The 18,170-nt window shown below is 35.8% G+C and carries 12 protein-coding genes; 1 reads left to right on the top strand and 11 read right to left on the bottom strand.

The genetic code is table 11. From position 1 onward, the window contains the following. Positions 1-33 precede the first annotated feature (33 nt). The 5 genes from ACFSC2_RS06560 to ACFSC2_RS06540 form a co-directional block, all read right to left on the bottom strand. Positions 34-807 carry a dienelactone hydrolase family protein gene (locus tag ACFSC2_RS06560; RefSeq protein ID WP_379817118.1) on the bottom strand — a complete coding sequence of 258 codons (774 nt, stop codon included), beginning with the start codon at positions 805-807 and terminating at the stop codon, positions 34-36. Positions 808-908: 101 nt separating this feature from the next. Then, entirely contained in the window at positions 909-3,110 is a 2,202-nt protein-coding gene (locus ACFSC2_RS06555) for a penicillin acylase family protein (protein WP_379817119.1), read from the bottom strand. Beyond that, positions 3,110-3,973, bottom strand: a complete 864-nt coding sequence (locus tag ACFSC2_RS06550; RefSeq protein WP_379817120.1) for a cyanophycinase — start codon at positions 3,971-3,973, stop codon at positions 3,110-3,112. The genes ACFSC2_RS06555 and ACFSC2_RS06550 overlap by 1 nt, the downstream gene beginning before the upstream one ends. Next, on the bottom strand, positions 3,970-5,454 hold the full coding sequence (locus ACFSC2_RS06545; RefSeq protein WP_379817121.1) for a M20/M25/M40 family metallo-hydrolase: 1,485 nt from the start codon (positions 5,452-5,454) through the stop codon (positions 3,970-3,972). Before ACFSC2_RS06545 ends, ACFSC2_RS06550 begins: the two co-directional genes overlap by 4 nt. Before the next feature lie 10 nt (positions 5,455-5,464). Then, the gene (locus ACFSC2_RS06540) at positions 5,465-5,917 is read right to left on the bottom strand and encodes an Lrp/AsnC family transcriptional regulator (protein ID WP_379817122.1); all 453 of its coding nucleotides are present in this window, start codon (positions 5,915-5,917) and stop codon (positions 5,465-5,467) included. 218 nt (positions 5,918-6,135) lie between these two features. On the opposite strand from ACFSC2_RS06540, the gene rocD reads away from it, so the two are divergent. Then, positions 6,136-7,386, top strand: a complete 1,251-nt coding sequence (gene rocD, locus ACFSC2_RS06535; RefSeq protein WP_379817123.1) for an ornithine--oxo-acid transaminase — start codon at positions 6,136-6,138, stop codon at positions 7,384-7,386. Between the two features lie 106 nt (positions 7,387-7,492). Here the strand turns inward: rocD and ACFSC2_RS06530 are convergent, their stop codons facing one another. The 6 genes from ACFSC2_RS06530 to ACFSC2_RS06505 all read right to left on the bottom strand — a co-directional run bounded on the left by ACFSC2_RS06530 (position 7,493) and on the right by ACFSC2_RS06505 (position 17,837). Beyond that, entirely contained in the window at positions 7,493-8,887 is a 1,395-nt protein-coding gene (locus ACFSC2_RS06530; protein ID WP_379817124.1) for a RagB/SusD family nutrient uptake outer membrane protein, read from the bottom strand. Positions 8,888-8,898: 11 nt separating this feature from the next. Further along, on the bottom strand, positions 8,899-11,835 hold the full coding sequence (locus ACFSC2_RS06525; protein ID WP_379817125.1) for a SusC/RagA family TonB-linked outer membrane protein: 2,937 nt from the start codon (positions 11,833-11,835) through the stop codon (positions 8,899-8,901). A 396-nt stretch (positions 11,836-12,231) separates the two neighbouring features. Beyond that, positions 12,232-13,851 (bottom strand): sulfatase-like hydrolase/transferase, encoded by a 1,620-nt coding sequence (locus tag ACFSC2_RS06520; RefSeq protein ID WP_379817126.1) that lies wholly within the window; start codon positions 13,849-13,851, stop codon positions 12,232-12,234. Positions 13,852-13,887: 36 nt separating this feature from the next. Continuing rightward, entirely contained in the window at positions 13,888-14,601 is a 714-nt protein-coding gene (locus ACFSC2_RS06515) for a thioredoxin domain-containing protein (protein ID WP_379817127.1), read from the bottom strand. A 12-nt stretch (positions 14,602-14,613) separates the two neighbouring features. After that, positions 14,614-15,681: a sterol desaturase family protein gene (locus tag ACFSC2_RS06510; protein WP_379817128.1), complete on the bottom strand. Its 1,068-nt coding sequence runs from the start codon at positions 15,679-15,681 to the stop codon at positions 14,614-14,616. A 239-nt stretch (positions 15,682-15,920) separates the two neighbouring features. Continuing rightward, complete coding sequence (locus ACFSC2_RS06505) at positions 15,921-17,837, bottom strand: arylsulfatase (protein ID WP_379817129.1); 1,917 nt, start codon at positions 17,835-17,837, stop codon at positions 15,921-15,923. Positions 17,838-18,170 lie beyond the last annotated feature (333 nt).

The following is an 18,170-nucleotide window of genomic DNA, read 5'->3' as shown; positions in this document are numbered from 1 at the left end:
TGGGTTTTTTGGTTTTGGTTAGTTACAAGAGGTTTATTTTTTCAAAACTTCATTCAGAAACAACAGTAAATGATCAAAAGATCTTTTGGCAGCAACAGGATTATAAGCCGCGCCTTTAGAATTATCATTTCCAGCTTCTGGATTGGTAAAAGAGTGAACCGAATTAGCATAATAAATCATTTGCCAATCTGCTTTTGTATCACGCATTTCTTGTTGAAAAGCTGTAATTTCTTCTTTAGAAACAAACGGATCATCAGCTCCGTGACAGATTAAAACCTTTGTAGTAATTGGTGTCGCAGCACGGCTTGCATCTTTTCCTAAACCGCCATGAAAAGAAGCGACGCCTTTTACATTTAACTGTCCTCTTGCAGCTTCTAGAACACCCGTTCCTCCAAAACAATAACCAATTGCAACAATATTATCGGCGTTGGCACCTGATTTTATTAATTCTTGTAAAGCAGCGTTGATGCGTTTTTGATATGCTTCAAAGTTCTTTTTGTAGTATCCCGCTTGTTTGCCAGCTTCTGAGGTATTTTTTGGATAATTCCCCTCGCCGTAGATATCAGCGATGAAAACATTATAACCTAATTTTGATAAGTTTTCTGCAATTTCCTTAGACGCTTTATCAATTCCAAGCCATGCCGGCAATAACAAAATACCTGGATTCTGACTGCTTTTTTTAGCCGATTTAATAAATAAACCGTTTAACTGCTGTTCGCCGTCAGCATATTTTACAGCTTTCAACTGTGCGTTTATAGTGTTGGAAAACAATACTGTAGCGAATAAAAATAGAATGGAGTTTTTCATGATTTTTACAATTTTAAACAAATATCAGAAATAAAATGGTACAAAAAAACCTCGCAGGTTATTTATTGCGAGGTTTGTATTACAGGTTTTCATTTCACAGCTTATTCACCCGGATGATAAGTCTTTTCAGCATTTTTCAGTACATCTTCTTTGTAGAATAAAACCTCTTTAAATTGGCCTTTTCGGTACATTTCAGCCTGATCGTCAAAGTGTTTGGAATTGACATCACCGCTGTTACCGCCAGCTAATAAAGATTTTGCTTTAATTTTTTGACCGAATTCTACCGCACACACAAAACTGTTTCCATTATAACCGTATCTTTTCTTAGAATTGTTTTGGTAACTGCTTTTAAAAGAAGGCAGACTTCCCCAAGATCCTGGACCGTAACCAACTGGTAAACTAGGTTTTGCATCTTCATATTTCAAATTAATATCGCCGCTTGAACGCTGAAAACGGTTTATTTCGCCCCAAGCTACTTTCCATGTTCCAAATTTGGTTTCCAGTTCTTTTAAAACAGCTTGTAATTGCGGAATCATTTGCGAAGCAACAGCATTTTTTGCAAAATTCTTTGTGTTTTCAACCTGATCGGTTTCTCCTTCATCAATATATGCTTTTTGAATAATCGGGTCTAATTTATAAGCCCATTCTACTGCTAAAGTCGTTGCAACCGAATTTTCATTAGCATAATAATTCCAATTTTTTAATAATGAAACCGCTTCAGCAGTTTTCGAATAATCAGGACTTTCTTTAGGGATTTTATTAAAGACATTTTCTAAACTCGGAATCAAGATTTCGAAAATAGACAATTTAGAATCGTATCCTTTTTTGATCACATCATCCAAACTGTATTTTTCGTTATTGCTAAAAATACGCACAGCATTTATACCTCTAAAATTTTCACCGTCTGGAGCCATGTACGGACGATAATCTGTTTTTTTAGGACTGTTTTCACCAGCGACAGTAAAAGGGGTAGAATTGCAGTTTTGAAGCCATCCGTTTGTTGGATTGTATAAATGTACCGTTTCTTTTACCTCATGAAGTCCTTTCCATTGCGTTCCCGAAATTGAACCGTCAATTACTTTAGACCAATTTAAAGACTTGTCGCGAATCGGAATAAAATTACCATGCCAATACGCGATATTTCCTTTGTTATCTGCATAAACGGTATTGTTAGATGTATTGGCTTTCAAATCCATTGCTTTTTGATATTCTTCAAAAGATTTTGATTTAGTTCTCACCCAGCTTTGAATTAAACTCGTCATCGATCGGTTCATCGATTTTAAACTGATCCATTTTCCTTCTCTTTCTGCCATGATCGGACCGTTATTGGTGAAATAAGTTTTGAATTTTTTCGCCGTTAATTTTCCGTCATTCAAATAGTTAATTGTTATTTCTTTCTCTTTTACAGGAAATAATTTTTTATCGAATTCATAATAATACTTTCCTTTTTTAGAAGTGATTTTCTCTGCGTACATATCGGCAACATCTACATTTGACGAGGTATGCATCCAACCGCAGTTTTCATTAAAACCTTGATAGATAAAAAACTGTCCCCAAGTTACAGCGCCGTAAGCATTTAAACCTTCTTCGCTGGTAACTTGAACTTCTGGTCTGAAATAAAAAGTGGTATGTGGGTTAATGTATAAAATTGAATTACCGCTAGCCGTTTTAGAAGGAGCAAAAGCAAATCCGTTAGAACCCGTTTGAACATATTTTTCTCTTTCAACGTAAGCTACTTTGTCTTTATTTCCAGAATAAAAAGCCTTTAATTCTCCTGTTGACAAATCTGCGGTGCTGATGGCGCCAATGCTTCCGTCTGTCCATAACAAAGGAAACCACGGTTCAAAATGAGTAAGCAGTGCAGGTTTTACTTCTGGATGTTTGTAAAGGTAAAAATTGATAGCGTCGGCGTAGCTGTTTAGTAATTTTTGAAGCCATTGCGGTGCTTTTTTATAATCAGTTTTGGCTTCTTCAACATCAATTAAAAGACGAATCTCGAGATCGTTATACAAAACAGATTGTCCTTTTATTTCAGAAAGACGCCCAAGTTTTTCTATATAATTCAACTCAATACGCGGAAAATCATCTTCGCATTGGGCATACAATAATCCGAAAACAGCATCGGCATCTGTTTTTCCGTAAATGTGTGGAATTCCCCAATTGTCTCTAATGATAGTTACTTCTTTGGCTTGTTTTTCTAAACGCGTAATTTCTTTTGGAGCTAATTTTTGAGCATTAATAATCAAGCCGATAAATAAAATGGCTGTAGTTAAAAAAGCTTTGCTGCAATTGGTATTTTTCATTATTTAATTTTAAATTTTTGTCCTGATATATAAATACTCATTTCAAGTTTTTCCATAGAAATAAGATTGTTTTTTGCGTGTTTTTGAATTCCTTTTGGATTTCGAACTACAATAACTTCACTTTCTCCCGTTACTTCAACTTCATTATTTCGAACAATAATAGCAGTGCTTTCGTCAATTCCGATTCCAGTTAAATTTGGAAATTCAACCAAAGCAGAAAGCAGTCTGTTGTAGCGGTTTCTTTTCAGGAAGTGCTGATCGATAACGGCTGTTTTTAGTAAACCAAGACCTTCCGTAGTTTCCAAATTAGCATGACGGATATTATCAAAAGTACCCGAATATTCTTTTTCCAGTTTTTGATTTCCAGTTATCATTTTTTCAGACATCACCGCCGCGCCGGCACTCGTTCCAGAAATAGTGCTTCCGTTTTCGTAAGCTTTTACAATCGCTGTTTTTATTGGAGTATTGTGCACAACCGACATAAAACGACTTTGATCACCGCCACTTATGAAGATTAATTTTGCTTTTTGAAGTGAGTCCGTCAGTGTTTTATTCTGCGCAGTTTCTTTATTGAAATTTAGCATGACAATCGGATTTTTTGTCAATTTTACCATTTGATTTTTAAAGAAAATAAACGAACTGTCTGGCTCTTCGCTTGACATGGGCAGTACAGCAATAAAATCTTTGGGTTGTAATTCTGCTGTACTTAATGCTTTTTTCATCAATTCATCAGAACGATCGCCGCCGCCAATAATAAAAAGTTTACCTTTTGGAGTCTGCGCATTTGTCACGATTGAAATCAAGAAAAATAAGAAAAACAGAAAGTGCCTGAATTTGTCCTTAAATAGAAATGGCTTGTTCATGGTTTTGCAGCGTTTTGGTTTTTGATAAATTGTAAAAGTGCGTTGTTCACTAAAAATAAAATGTCTTGTGTTTTGTCTAAATCAACTTTAGAAAAAGTATCGCCTGGTGTATGATAATCTTCATGATAACCGCTGAAAAAAGTTAGAATAGGAATTCCTTTGGCAGTAAAAGAAGCATAATCACTGCCCGAATGTCCGTCTGTTTCCCATAAATCCAGAGTAAAAGGTTTGGAAAGCTGGCTGTTGGCATCGCTAATAATTTTTCGCAAATCGGAATCTGTTTTTTGAGTTCCGACACTTAAAATGCGATGGGTTTTATCTTCGGGTGCACTTCTGGAAATCATATCCATATTGATTGCCAAAAGAATCTTTTGTTTTTCAGGATTTAGAGTGGAAACAAAATATTCGCTTCCTAAAAGTCCCATTTCTTCGGCGGTCCAAGCGGCAAAAAGAATGTTATAATCAGGTTTTATACTAGATTCCGACCATTTTTTTGCCAAAGCCAGTAAACCCGAAGTTCCAGAAGCATTGTCGTCTGCGCCATTATAAATCGAATCATTTTTAATTCCTAAATGATCGTAATGTGCACCAACAATAATCGTTTTTGTAGTGTCTTTTCCAGAAATATATCCTAAAACATTTGCAACATAAAAATTTTCAGATTGTACTTCTGTCGAAAAATTGATTTTTACTTTTTTTAATGGAAGAGAAGTGAGGTTGTCTTTTAATCGAATTTCCGGAAAAAGATTTTCTGCCGTTGTTTTGCCAATTCTAAAAACGGGAATCGAGGTGGAAGTGGTATTTTCTAAAGAATGAAAAACTTCATTTTCGCTATTCTTTTTGGGTTTGAAATTTTCTTTATTTTCAATAATAATTAAAGCACTCGCGCCTTTATTAATGGCTGTTTTTATTTTGGTTTCTTCTAAATCATTTTCCTCTGGAAATAGGCTTTTAAATTTTTTATAAACTATAGAAGTACTGTCTTGATCGCTCGGAAATCCGCTTAAAACGATGACAATCTTGTTGTTAACATCGAGTGTTTTATAATCATTATAGTTTTCTTTGGATACATCCAAACCATAAGAAACAAAAACTGCTTCAGCTTGTTTTTTTTGAAGAGAGTGCCTAGTTGGAATAACTTCAAAATCTTTTTCTGAAGAAAGAGAAATCGTTCTATGATTTCTTTTTTTGATTTCTAAAGCCGTTTTTTTTACGGAATGTTCTCGAATTTCAAATACTTGAAAATAGTCTTCGAGTTGGTTGTAAGGTTTAAGCTTGTAAGATTGCATTTTTGATGATACAAAAGAAGCTGCTAAACTCCCGCCTCGGTCATTAGCTTTTCGTCCTTGCAGCGAATCTGAAGCCAAAAGAGAAAAAGTCCCTTCAAAATCACTTTTCAAAGGACTTGGAACCGAAATCTGCGCAATCAATACTGATTTACAAAAAAGTAAAAACAAGAAAGTCAGTAGAGATAAACGCATATTTTCTTTTTTATAAAATGATATTTCGTTTAAAGGCGCAGCCCAATTCTATAATCGAATCGGTTTTGGCTATTCCGGGAATGTTATCGATTTTTTCGTAAAGAATACTTCGCATGTGTTCGTGATTCTTCGCCACAATTTTGATATAAAGCGTAAAAGATCCCGTAACATAATAACATTCTGTGATTTCGGGAATGTTTTTTAATTCTTCAATAATTCGGTCAGAATCAGAATCTTTGTTTAATGTGATGCCGGTAAATGACGCCCAGTCGTAACCAATTTTCTTTTCCTGAACAATTGGCTTGATACCGCTGATAACGCCTTGTTCGACCAATCTGTTGATTCGCTGATGCACCATAGTATTTGATATTTTCAAATTGGCAGCTATTGCAGAAAATGCCATTCGGCCGTCTTTTTCTAATTCTTTAAGAATGTTGATATCAAATTCGTCTAAATTATCCATATTTTAATCGAGGTGAAACTTTTTAAGATTCATAAAAGTAACTATTTTTTTTAATTTAAAGAGCGAAAAAAATTTTTGGATCAAATTTAAAATTGATTTTTAAAGCTGTATAAATAGTTATTTTTGACTTTAAATAATGTTTTTTAAAGTCAATAGTGTTGTTTTTGTCTTTTAAATAAATAAAATTTACTACTTTTGTCGTTCTAAAACAAAACAATATGATTGATACTGAAAAAGCACTTTCGTCAAAATCAGAAATTTTGATTGAAAAAGAGAATAAATACGGCGCTCATAATTACCATCCGCTTCCTGTGGTTTTAGAACGTGGAGAAGGCGTATACGTTTGGGATGTTGACGGCAAAAAATATTTTGATTTTTTATCTGCTTATTCAGCCGTAAATCAAGGACATTGTCATCCTAAAATTGTTCAGGCAATGGTAGATCAAGCGCAAAAACTGACTTTGACTTCCAGAGCATTTTATAACGATAAACTTGGAAATTACGAAGAATACGTGACCAAATATTTTGGTTTTGATAAGGTTCTGCCAATGAATACCGGTGCTGAAGCAGTAGAAACAGCATTGAAAGTTTGTAGAAAATGGGCGTATGAAGTAAAAGGAATTCCAGAAAATCAAGCGCAGGTAATTGTATGTGAGAATAACTTCCATGGAAGAACAACGACAATTATTTCGTTTTCAAATGACGAAACAGCACGTAAAAACTTCGGACCTTTTACAGATGGTTTTATCAAAATTGAATATGACAATTTAGAAGCGTTGGAAAATGCTTTGAATTCATCAAAAAATATCGCTGGATTTTTAGTTGAGCCAATTCAAGGTGAAGCTGGAGTTTATGTGCCTTCTGAAGGTTATTTAGCGAAAGCGAAAGCACTTTGCGAAAAGCATAATGTTTTGTTTATTGCTGATGAAGTTCAGACAGGAATTGCGCGTACAGGAAAATTATTGGCAGTGCACCATGAAAATGTACAGCCGGATATTTTAATTTTAGGAAAAGCTATTTCTGGCGGCGTTTATCCGGTTTCGGCAGTTTTGTGTAATGACGAAATTATGAACGTTATTAAGCCGGGACAACATGGTTCTACTTTTGGCGGTAATCCGGTTGCGGCGGCGGTTGCAATTGCAGCATTGGAAGTAGTTAAAGACGAAAAATTGGCAGAAAATGCTGAACGTCTTGGTGTTATTTTAAGAAAAGGTTTGAATGATATTGCAGCAAAAAATGACTTGATTACGCTTGTGAGAGGTAAAGGTCTTTTAAATGCTATTGTAATCAATACAGATGAAGATTCGAATCTGGCTTGGGAAATCTGCCTTAAATTTAGAGACAACGGATTATTGGCTAAACCAACGCACGGGAACAAAATTCGTCTGGCACCGCCTTTGGTTATGACGGAATCTCAAATTCAAGAATGTTTAGAAATTATTGAGAAATCTTTGAAGGAGTTTGTTTAACAGATTCAAAGGTTCTGAGGGACTGAGTCACAAAGGCTTTGTCTTTCTTTGAAAATAAAAAAACCATCCGTAATTGGATGGTTTTTTGCTTTGGTTATTATTTAGTTTAGGATCCGTAGCCCGGATTTTGCGTGATTTTTTTGTTGGCATCCGTTTCTTTAAGCGGAATTGGGAATACTAATGTATCATCATCAAAAGGCAATAAATCAGATCCGTCGCCATCTACGCTGATGTCGATAGAACGCTGTGTTCTTTTGATATCGTGAATTAAAAATCCTTCCATTCCTAATTCAAGTTCACGTTCCAGTAAAATATCATCTAATGTAAGCGCTGCAAGATCTCCTGCGTTAGCACGCTCTCTAATTGTATTAATATCATTAAGAGGTGTGTCTCCAATTGCTGTACCGAGTCTAAAATTAGCTTCGGCTCTTATTAAATAAAGTTCGGCAAGACGAATAATCCCTACGTTAGCAAACTGATCTGTAAATTTTGAGGTTAAAATTCTGCCGTTTGCCGGATTTTCATAATAAAAAGTTCCTCTTGTATCTGTTGAACTAAATTTATTTAAATAGGCATCTCTTAGTGTGAAATCACCGCCGCGTCCTCCGTTGTCTTCAGAAGCATAAAAAGTCACTGCGTCATTTAAACCAGTTTGTTTTGTGATTTGAATTGCAAAAACATCTTCGGTTTGATCGGTGTCGTGATTAAAAGCTGCAGCGTAATTAGCAGAGAGTCCATGACCGCTGTTTTCGATTACATCATCGGCTGCGTCTCTTGCTAAAGCATAATTTCCCTGCTGCAGATAAACTCTTGCCAAAAGCGCCTGTGCAGCATATTTATCAGCATAAAAACTGTTTTCTTCAGGGAGGTTGGTATATGCCAGTTTTAAGCCATCAATAATCACTTTGTACACTTCTTCTACCGTGCTTCTTTCTTTAGAAAGATCAACACTAAAATCATAAATAGCATTTGGTCTGATTACAACTCCAAGCTGGCTGTTGGTTTGACCCGCAACATAAGGTTTAGCGAAAAAACGAACCAAATCAAAATAAGCAAGTGATCTTAAAAAATTAGCCTCACCGATCATAACATCTTGTCTGTCTGGATCTTTTACTTTGTCGATGTTTTCAATAACCGTATTGGCCGCGTTAATCATCGAATAACATCTTGAATACGTTCCTTCGATAATTACGTTATCAGAATACATGGTTTTAAGGTACATTTGGCGAAGTTCACCAAAAGATCCTCTCCATCTTAAATCGGTAGTGTTAAGTTCGCCCGTTACACCTAATAAATCGGCATAAAGCAGAATTCTTCCGCCATAAGCGTTACCATTCGCTGCCAAGGCATATGTTCCAGTCAAGACATTGGTTACTCCGGCTTCTGTGCTCAAAGTTACCTCTGCATCTTCTCTTTGTTTAGGTTCTAAGTCTAATTCATTTTCACAGCTTGTAAAAAATACTGCAGAAATTATAAGTAAGATTAATTTATTTGCTTTCATCATATCCTTTTTTAAAAATTAATATTTACTCCTAATGCTATTGTTCTTGCTGGCGGTGCAGAGTAAAAATCTTCTCCAATTCCTGTATCATCTCGTCGAGCTTCAGGATCGGTACCTTTGTAGTTTGTGAATGTAAGTAGGTTTACAGAAGTTAAATAAACCCTCAAACTGCTCATGCCCATATCAGATACAGTTTGTTTTGGTAAAGTATATCCAATAGTAAGGTTTCTTAAACGTACAAAATCGGCTTTGTCAAGGTAACGTGACGAATCTTGTGTCCCGTTAGATCCTCCAAATCTTGCTTGCGGTACATCAGTAATATCGCCAGGATTCTGCCAGCGGTTAAGCTGATCTGCGGTTTGATTGTCAAAATAATCTGCTGCAGATGACATATAGCCTCCAGCAGAATTATAAATACTCGCGCCCCATTCTCCTTGAAATGTAAAAGTAAAATCGATTCCTTTGTAGAAAATCGTATTGGTTAAACCTGACATCAAAGTCGGAAACGGATTTCCTGCAATGATTCTTTTTGCTTCACTGTAATCGTTTGTTGTAGACTTATCAAGAGTTCCATCTGCATTTACGGTGTTTTTTACAAACAAAGCATCTCCGTTTTCAGGATCAACTCCAGCATATTCAACCAAATAGAAAGAAGAAATATTTTCGCCCACTCTGTTAATTGTGTAAGTTGTGATAATATCAGCACCATTATTTGGCAGTGATCTTACTTTAGAATTATTTGTTGTGATGTTGAAACTTGTATTCCATTTAAAGTTTTCTGTGTCAATGTTTTTGGTGTTCAAAGTAAATTCGAAACCGCTGCTTCTGATTTCGCCGATATTTTTATTGATGAACTGCGCACCAGAACTGATCGGAAGCGGTACTTCAAACAATAATCCATCAGTATCTTTTTGATAGTAATCGGCCTCAAGGCTGATTTTGTTTAAAAAGCCAAGTTCAACTCCAAAATCGGTTTGAGTAGATTTTTCCCAAGTAAGATTATCATTTCCTGCCTGATCAAAAGTAAGTCCCGATTTTAAGTTATAAGGATTTGGACGGTATAATTGGCGTGAAGCAAAGTTTCCAATTTCGGCATTTCCTAATTCTCCCCAGCTTCCTTTTAGTTTTAAATAAGAAAGAACAGGATTATCTTTTAAGAACTCTTCCTGAGAAACTACCCAACCAGCAGAAAATGCAGGGAAAACTCCAAATTTTTCATTTTTTCCAAAACGAGAAGAACCATCACGGCGCACACTGGCTTTGAAAAGATATTTTCCTTGATATGAATAATTTAAACGGCCAAACTGCGATACAAACGCATAATCGGTCTGGCTTCCGTGTCCTTCATTTACTTCGGCACCACCGTCAACAGTCTGGAAATCATCATTTGGGAAATAAATACTGTTAACATCTTGATATCTTCTGTTGTATTTATTAAACTCCATACCAGCCACGATATTCAAACTGTGTTTTTCTGCAAATGTATGATCGTAAGTAAAATAATTACTCCAAACATAATTTTCTGTGTTTACAGAAGTTGCAAATACAGCTCCGTCAGTCGCCATAAAAGGAGCGTTTTTACCTTGCCAGTAATCTTCGGTCTGGCTTAAGAAATCATAAGAAAAGTCAGAGTTGAATTTTAAAGAGTTAAAAAGCTTTAACTCTGCATAAATTTTACCCGTAAGTCTGCGCATAATAGTTTTCCAGAAAGTATTGTCTTTTGCTAAAAGATAATTGGAATATTCTGTATTTGGATTTGCTGTTCCGTCTGCTAATCGTGCTTGTGAAATCGGTGCCTGAGCAACAGACTGCATCGGAGTAGAGAAGGAGTTGTCATCCTGCACACGATCAATTACAGATCTAGAAAAACCAAGATTCATTCCAGCAGTAAAGCGGTCTGAAACTTTGTGAGATACATTGGTTCTACCCGTAAGTCTTTCTAAACTGTTGCTGTCTACAATTCCGACAGTATTGTTATAAGCTCCAGAAAAGAAATATTTGGTTTTGCTGTCGCCTCCAGAAAGTGAGAAATCAGCATCGGTTGTATAACCTGTTTTTAAAGCAATATCCTGCCAATTCGTATCAATTTCACCGTTTCTCCAATCGGTTCCCTGTGATAAAAATTCTAATTCGTCTTCAACAGATTCTAAATCATCTACATTTCGTCCAGCTTCCTGCAAAAGAGAAACATATTGTTTTGCATTAAGCCATTTCTTTTTGTGAGTCGCTTCGCTGACACCTTGAGAAAGGTTAATCGAAAAAGTTCCCTTACCTTCTTTTCCTTTTTTAGTCGTGATTAAAACAACTCCATTTGCTCCTCTTGCTCCATAAATAGCAGCAGAAGAAGCATCTTTTAAAACATCGATAGATTCGATTTCGTTTGTGCTTAATGTCAAAAGCGGATTCGTTGGTGCTCCATTGCTAGATTCATCATCATTGATAAGCGGAATTCCGTCTAATACATACAAAGGCTGTGTTCCTGCGCTGATACTCGCCGCACCACGAACTCTAATATTGATTCCTCCCTCAACTTTACCATTGGTCTGAGTAACCTGAACTCCGGCAAGTTTTCCAACTAGAGCGTTCTGCATATTCGAAACCGGAATCTGCTGAATATCTTTTGCTGTAACTCGTGCGATATTATCAGTTAGGTTTTTCTTAGACTGCGTTCCATAACCTACAACCAAAACGGCTTCAAGCTCATTTTGAGTTTCAGTTAATTCGATTTTCATACCATTTGAGGCCGGAACTTCTACTGTGCTATAGCTTACGTAGCTTACAACTAATGTTTGACCTTTTGAGGCATCAATTTTAAACTGACCATCAAAATCAGTTTGTGTACTAATTTTTGTTCCCTTTAAAACAATATTTACTCCTGGAATAGGCATTCCTTTTTTATCCGTTACTTTTCCAGAAATTGATCCGTCTTGCGCGGCAGCTATTTGCATAAACAGCACTGATAAAAGCCACAAAAAATGCTTGAAGTTGATTTTCATTTTTCTTTCGATTAAATTAGATATCTCAAATATCTTAAAATAATGTTAATAATTAATGATTATTTAACAATAAAAATAACAATTTAAGCATTTTTTGTGTTTATTGTAACTTTTGTAGAAAAAATTGGTCGTTTTCTTAGAAAAAGAAGTGTAGAATTGTATTTAATTTAACTTTTAGGATTACTAATTTATGATTAATATATCGTTTTAACAAATTTTGTTTGTAAAATATGCTGTTAATGGATTTTTTTATGCATAAATAGTAGTGATTTCATATAGGTTTGGATTTTCGATATGAATTTGAACAATTAAACCCGACAGATTTAAAATCTGCCAGGTTTTGATATATTACAAATCAACAAAATACTTTTGTTTGCCAAAATCAAATTCATAATGCATAAGATTTGGCCATAAAGGTTTTACAAGACCTTTTTCCCAGTTTTGTAAAGCACTTTCTAATTCTTTTACTTTTTGCGGATTTTTCACTGCAAGATCAGTTGTTTCCGACTTGTCTTTCGATAAATCATAAAGCCACTTTTCGTGTGTTTTTCCACTGATAATCAATTTCCAATCACCGCTGCGAATTGCTTTTGCATCTCCAGAACGCCAATAAAGATCTTTATGAGCTATTTTGTTTTCATTTACAGTCGAAATCAAATCAACTCCGTCATACACTCGGTCTTTTGGAAGATCAGAATGAATAGCCGAAGCAATTGTCGTGAAAATATCCAGAGAACTTACAGGCGTTTTATAAACGGTATGCGGTTTTATTTTTCCCTTCCACGAAAGTGCAAAAGGAACATTTATACCGCCTTCAAAATGAGAAAATTTGCCGCCTTTTAATGGTGCGTTTGTGGTTGCAAAAGTGTAATCGGCACCGCCATTGTCACTTGCAAAAATGATTAAAGTGTTTTCTTCAAGACCTTCTTTTTTTACTTTCTCACGAATTCTTCCAATTGCATTATCTAAAGCGCTGATCATGGCAAAATAAACGCGTTTATTTTCATCTTTTACATTCGGAAAACGATCGTAATATTTTTTACGAACCTGAAATGGCGTATGCGGTGCATTAAAAGGAACATATAATAAAAAGGGTTTGTTTTTATTTTTATCGATGAATGCTTCGGCTTCATCTGCGAATTTTTCGGTTAGGTATTCTTTTTCGTCAATAACGGTAGTATCGCGACGAATTTTTCCGATTCCGACACGGCCTTTTCCCCAGATTACCTTATCGGTAAAATCTTTATGATGATGGTTGATGATATCCGGATTATCATCTTCTGGAGCAAAAAGTGAAAATGCTTGATAAAACCCATAATGATAATCGAAACCACGATCTAACGGAAAAAATCCTTTGTTATGTCCCAAATGCCACTTTCCGATAATGGCAGTGTTGTAGCCTTTTCGTTTAGCCAAATCAGCAAAAGTAATTTCAGATTGCGGTAATCCCTGCGTTGCGATAGAAGCATCGCTTGGATAAGTAATTTTTGGATTAAGACGCCAATTGTCAGTATTAATCAGGTATTTAAAAGCGTAATATTCTAAGTTGTTTTTCGGATAACGATCGCCCGGTTGAAATTCGTGCCCAAAACGTTCTTGATATCTTCCCGTAATTAAACCTGCTCTGGAAGGCGAACAAATAGAAGAAGAAACATAACCGTCTGTAAAAGTAACGCCAGAAGCGGCTAAAGAATCAATTTGCGGTGTAGGTGTATCTTTTCCGCCGTAGAGCGAAATATCATATTTTCCTAAATCGTCAGCAAGCAGAATGATAATATTTGGCTGTTTCGTTGAAGTTTTAGAAGTATCTTTCTGCAAAAGAAATTCTTTTTTTCCTTCGGCAAGTTTTGCATCTTCTTTAATTAAAGTATCGTCAGTATTAATTGGCCAGAATAAAAAAGTGGCCAGAAGGAGAAGCACTATTAAAATGGAAACAACAATTTTGGTTATTTTTTTATAGGTTGCCATAATGGTTTTGGTTAGTTTTTTTATGAGTTAAGTGTATCATCTAGAAGCTAGCGCCGTATCAACATCATTTTTTAAATCACCCAAACCATCTTTCTTAAAAATGATTTTGCCATTTTGATAAAAGATTAAAGTAGGGAAGACCTTAACATTTTTTAAATCTGCAATTACCTGCGGACTTTCTTCTAATTCAATTTCAATGATTTTCAGTTTTTCTCCATATTTGGTGCGGAGCGATTCTAAAATGGGCTTCACTGTTTTACAGGTGGCGCAGTATTTAGAACCAATATCTACCAAAACATATTGATTTTCAGAAAGGATTTTTTTGTATTCGGCTAATGATAATTTACTTTTTAAATTACTGTAAAAAGGTTTGCCACCGCCAATCCAGCTGGCAATACCGCCTTCTAAAATATATATTTCCGAAAAATTTCTTTTGGCAAGTTCGGTTGCCAAAAGACCGCTTCTGTAAGCCGCAATAGAGTAAATAAATACTGGTTTCGCAGGATTTAAAGCGGTAACTTGTTTTTCAAAATCTTCTGATTTAAGATTGAAATTTACAGCACCCTTAATGTGATTTAGTGCAAATTCGTCTGAACCTCTGGCGTCAATGATCTGTGGATTTTTTTGACTTTTAATTTTAGAATAAAAAGCATCCAGCAGTACATTAGCGCTTTGTCCCTGAGAAAAAACAGCAATTGTAATTAGATATACAATTGCTGTTAAACGGAATTTAAACTTTACGTTTTTCATGTTTTTCGAATGCTAAACCTGCTCTAAAACCGGAGTTTGCTCATTGGTTTCTATTACATTTTCTACAGGTTTGGTTTTTAGCGGAAACGACAATACACCTTCAGCAAGAGAACTTCCTTCTTTTTTAGACTTGAATATCGGCCATAAAAATTGTGCATACCATTCTTCTTGTTTGTATGATTTTGTTCCGTAAGACTCTGGAAATTTACGGGTGATCAATCCCGTTCCGAAGATCATATCCCAGATAAAAAACATGTTTCCGAAGTTTCCTTTAAAGTGTCCAACACCGTCTCCGCTTGTATCTGCGTGGTGTGCATGATGCGTTGCAGGAGTAGAAATCAATCGTTCTAAAACCCACGCGATTGGATGTAATACTTTGTATTTATAAAACGGTTTATCCCAAGCAATGCTGGAATGCGCTCCTAAAGTGATGAAACTTTTAATTACCAAAACAAACAAAGCAGGTAATCCTAAACCTAAATACGTTAAAGTTGCCGTTAAATAAATTTGAGAGAAGAAAACGGTATAAATAAAGTTTTGTCTAGAAGCCATCGCCATTCCCATATAAGGTGCAGAATGATGTGTTCTGTGAAAACGCCATAAAAACGGAACTTGATGATGCAGTCTGTGGTACCAATACTGCGTCAAATCATCGGCAATTGCGATTAGGAAAAAACCTCCCCAAAACGGCACCCATGATAATGAATTTGCCAGATTCGGAATTAAATAAGGCAAAGCTGTTAAGCTGAAAAAAGCAATTACAGGCGGTAAAAGTAATTTTGGTGCCAAGAAAGAAACAATATCAATTTTGCGTTCTTCTCCCGTCCATTCATCATCGTATAAACCTGCTGCAAATTCGATAATTCCTAAAACGATCATAAATACGATTAATCCCCAAGACCTGATATTTGCAAAAGCTGGCTGAAGAAATTGTAAAAATGAAGGAACTGTTAAGTGAGATTCGCTCACAGAAGTGCCTCCAAGTTGGAAATAAAGGTATATTGCCAATACTGGCAGCGCGTAAATGAAGAAACTTATGCTTAAGTCTCGTACTAACTTTTCTTTTTGAACTATTGCCATGATTTCTTATTTTAAAAATTGATTAATAATGGTTAATCCTCCGGCTAAAATGGCCAGCGGTACTAAAAACAAGATTATCCCAACGACAATCTTTTTTCCTATGATTTCATAATCTACTCGTTTCATAATTGTTCGTTTTATCTCCTGCAAGGTTTTCAAAACCTTGTAGGTATGTTTTTTAGTTGTTGTGAATTGAAACCTACAAGGTTTTTGGAAACCTTGCAGGTTGGCAATTTGTATTAATTAGAACTTCCAGCAGGTTTCGTAGCTTGTTTGATTAAATCCGAAACAGTTTTGCCTTTGTCAGCTCCAGTGTTGTGAATTCTTCTGTTGTAAACATCCTGCCAGTCAATTAATGGGTAAACATTATTTTCTTTGGCTTGTTCGTCAAATAGTTTTTGAAGCTCAGCCAATTTTTCAGGATATTTTTTCGCAAGATTATTACGTTCGTTAAAATCTTCGTTTAGATTATATAATTCCCAAACATCAGTATCGAAGTTACTTGGGGCAGGTTTTTCGTTGTTTCCTATAGATTTTTTAACTGCGAAAGAATCTGGTAAATGCGCTGCAGACGCTTTCCATCCGTCTTTATAAATGGCTCTATTTCCAAAAATGTAGTAATACTGCACTTTGTGCAACGATTCTGCTTTTGGATTCTCTAAAGAAGTTTTGAAAGTTGAACCCTGAATAATATCCTGCTTAATACCTTTAATAGATTCTGGAGCTTTAATTCCAACAATGTCTAAAGTTGTAGGTAAAAGATCGGTTACGTGGCTGTACTGATTTCTGATACCGCCTTTATCTTTAATTCCGTTTGGATAAAAAACAATCAACGGATTACGAGTTCCTCCTTCAGAATGTGCATCTTGTTTCCAGTTTTTAAACGGAGCATTCGTTGCCTGCGCCCATCCCAACGGATAATTGGTGTTTAAACCTTTTGCAGTTCCGATTTCGCCAATGTTGTTTAAGTTACTTTGGAAGTTTTCTTCATCAGTTTTTCCTTGAGAAAATAAGCTCTGACTAATTGTTCCTTGCAACGTTCCTTCTTTACTTGCTCCGTTGTCTCCAATAGCAACAAAGATTAAAGTATTATCAAGTTGTCCGCTTTCTTTTAAATAATTTACTACTCTTCCTATTTCATAATCGGTATATGTTAAGAAACCAGCATAAACTTCCATGAATCTTGCGTATACTTTTTTCTGGTCTGGAGTTAGTTTTTTCCATTCCGTAATTAAAGCGTTACGATCTGGCAGTCCTGCATTTTGAGGAAAGATTCCTAATTTCTTTTGGTTTGCCAATACTTTTTCGCGGTAAACATCCCAGCCTTCGTCGAATTTTCCTTTATAAGGTTCAACCCATTTTTCAGCAACTTGATGAGGTGCGTGAACTGCTCCCGGTGCATAATACAAGAAGAAAGGTTTTCCAGGTGCCGCTTTTTGTTGTTTCTGAATATAGCTGATGGCTTTATCGGTAATCAATTCATTCAAATGGCGTCCGTCTGGTTTAATATGAACTTGATCTTCAACCAAATCAGGATTGTATTGATCGGTCTGCGAACCAAGGAATCCGTAGAAATGATCGAAACCTTTTCCAGTTGGCCAACGATCAAATGGCCCTGCATCTGTAGCATCTTCGTCTGGCGTAACGCCGTATTTTCCAACTGCAAAAGTGTTGTAGCCATTCTCACGAAGAATCTCTGCAATAGTTCCTTTATCAGACGGAATTCGACCGTCCCAACCTGGGAAACCGGCCGATAATATTGTGTGAGAAAATCCGCTTACGTGAACTCTTCCAGAATTTCTTCCAGTCAATAAAGCCGCGCGGGTAGGAGCACAAATAGCTGTTGTGTGAAAGTTAGTGTAACGAAGTCCGTTACTCGCTAGATTATCGAAAGTCGGCGTATTGATTAAACCTCCAAAAGTGCTTGTAGCTCCAAATCCTACATCATCTAATAAAATCCAAACCACATTCGGAGCACCTTTTGGAGCTGTTACAGGCTCTGGCCAATATTCTTTAGAATCGGCTAAAGTTTTTCCGATTGTGCCTTTAAACTCTTGTTTTTCCTGTGCAAATCCTAATTGGGCAATTAGGACAGCAGTAATCAAAAGCCCTTTCTTAGAGCTTTTGATTGAAATGCTATTTTTAAAATTTTTCATTTTTTATAGTTTTTTAGTTATATGGTTTTAAATAATAGTCTGTTTTTTTTAGGAGCTAATCCCGCTATCCGTTACAATCTTTTGTGGCGAACCCCGCCACAAAAGGATTTTCACTTCTATCGGGGCTAGGATATTCATTTTCAAAAGATTGTTTTCGTCTCTATTTGTCATTTCGAGGAACGAGACCCGAGCGATAGCGAACAGGCGAAGCAAATCACACAAGAAACTCCGCAATATTATTCTACAATCTTTATGATTACGAGTGTGATTTCTCCTTTCAGTCGAAATGACAAAAATGTATTTAATTACACATCTATGTTTTGAGAAACGAGT

This window comes from Flavobacterium artemisiae (assembly GCF_042678225.1).
Lineage (GTDB): Bacteria > Bacteroidota > Bacteroidia > Flavobacteriales > Flavobacteriaceae > Flavobacterium > Flavobacterium artemisiae.
Note: the sequence above shows the minus strand (reverse complement) of the source record. Positions and strands in the feature narration are given on the sequence as shown.

What these genes read in the sequence shown, in the direction of transcription:
- ACFSC2_RS06560 (WP_379817118.1), bottom strand. Translation starts at nt 807, where the DNA reads ATGAAAAACTCCATTCTATTTTTATTCGCTACAGTATTGTTTTCCAAC.
- ACFSC2_RS06555 (WP_379817119.1), bottom strand. Translation starts at nt 3,110, where the DNA reads ATGAAAAATACCAATTGCAGCAAAGCTTTTTTAACTACAGCCATTTTA.
- ACFSC2_RS06550 (WP_379817120.1), bottom strand. Translation starts at nt 3,973, where the DNA reads ATGAACAAGCCATTTCTATTTAAGGACAAATTCAGGCACTTTCTGTTT.
- ACFSC2_RS06545 (WP_379817121.1), bottom strand. Translation starts at nt 5,454, where the DNA reads ATGCGTTTATCTCTACTGACTTTCTTGTTTTTACTTTTTTGTAAATCA.
- ACFSC2_RS06540 (WP_379817122.1), bottom strand. Translation starts at nt 5,917, where the DNA reads ATGGATAATTTAGACGAATTTGATATCAACATTCTTAAAGAATTAGAA.
- rocD (WP_379817123.1), top strand. Translation starts at nt 6,136, where the DNA reads ATGATTGATACTGAAAAAGCACTTTCGTCAAAATCAGAAATTTTGATT.
- ACFSC2_RS06530 (WP_379817124.1), bottom strand. Translation starts at nt 8,887, where the DNA reads ATGAAAGCAAATAAATTAATCTTACTTATAATTTCTGCAGTATTTTTT.
- ACFSC2_RS06525 (WP_379817125.1), bottom strand. Translation starts at nt 11,835, where the DNA reads ATGCAAATAGCTGCCGCGCAAGACGGATCAATTTCTGGAAAAGTAACG.
- ACFSC2_RS06520 (WP_379817126.1), bottom strand. Translation starts at nt 13,851, where the DNA reads ATGGCAACCTATAAAAAAATAACCAAAATTGTTGTTTCCATTTTAATA.
- ACFSC2_RS06515 (WP_379817127.1), bottom strand. Translation starts at nt 14,601, where the DNA reads ATGAAAAACGTAAAGTTTAAATTCCGTTTAACAGCAATTGTATATCTA.
- ACFSC2_RS06510 (WP_379817128.1), bottom strand. Translation starts at nt 15,681, where the DNA reads ATGGCAATAGTTCAAAAAGAAAAGTTAGTACGAGACTTAAGCATAAGT.
- ACFSC2_RS06505 (WP_379817129.1), bottom strand. Translation starts at nt 17,837, where the DNA reads ATGAAAAATTTTAAAAATAGCATTTCAATCAAAAGCTCTAAGAAAGGG.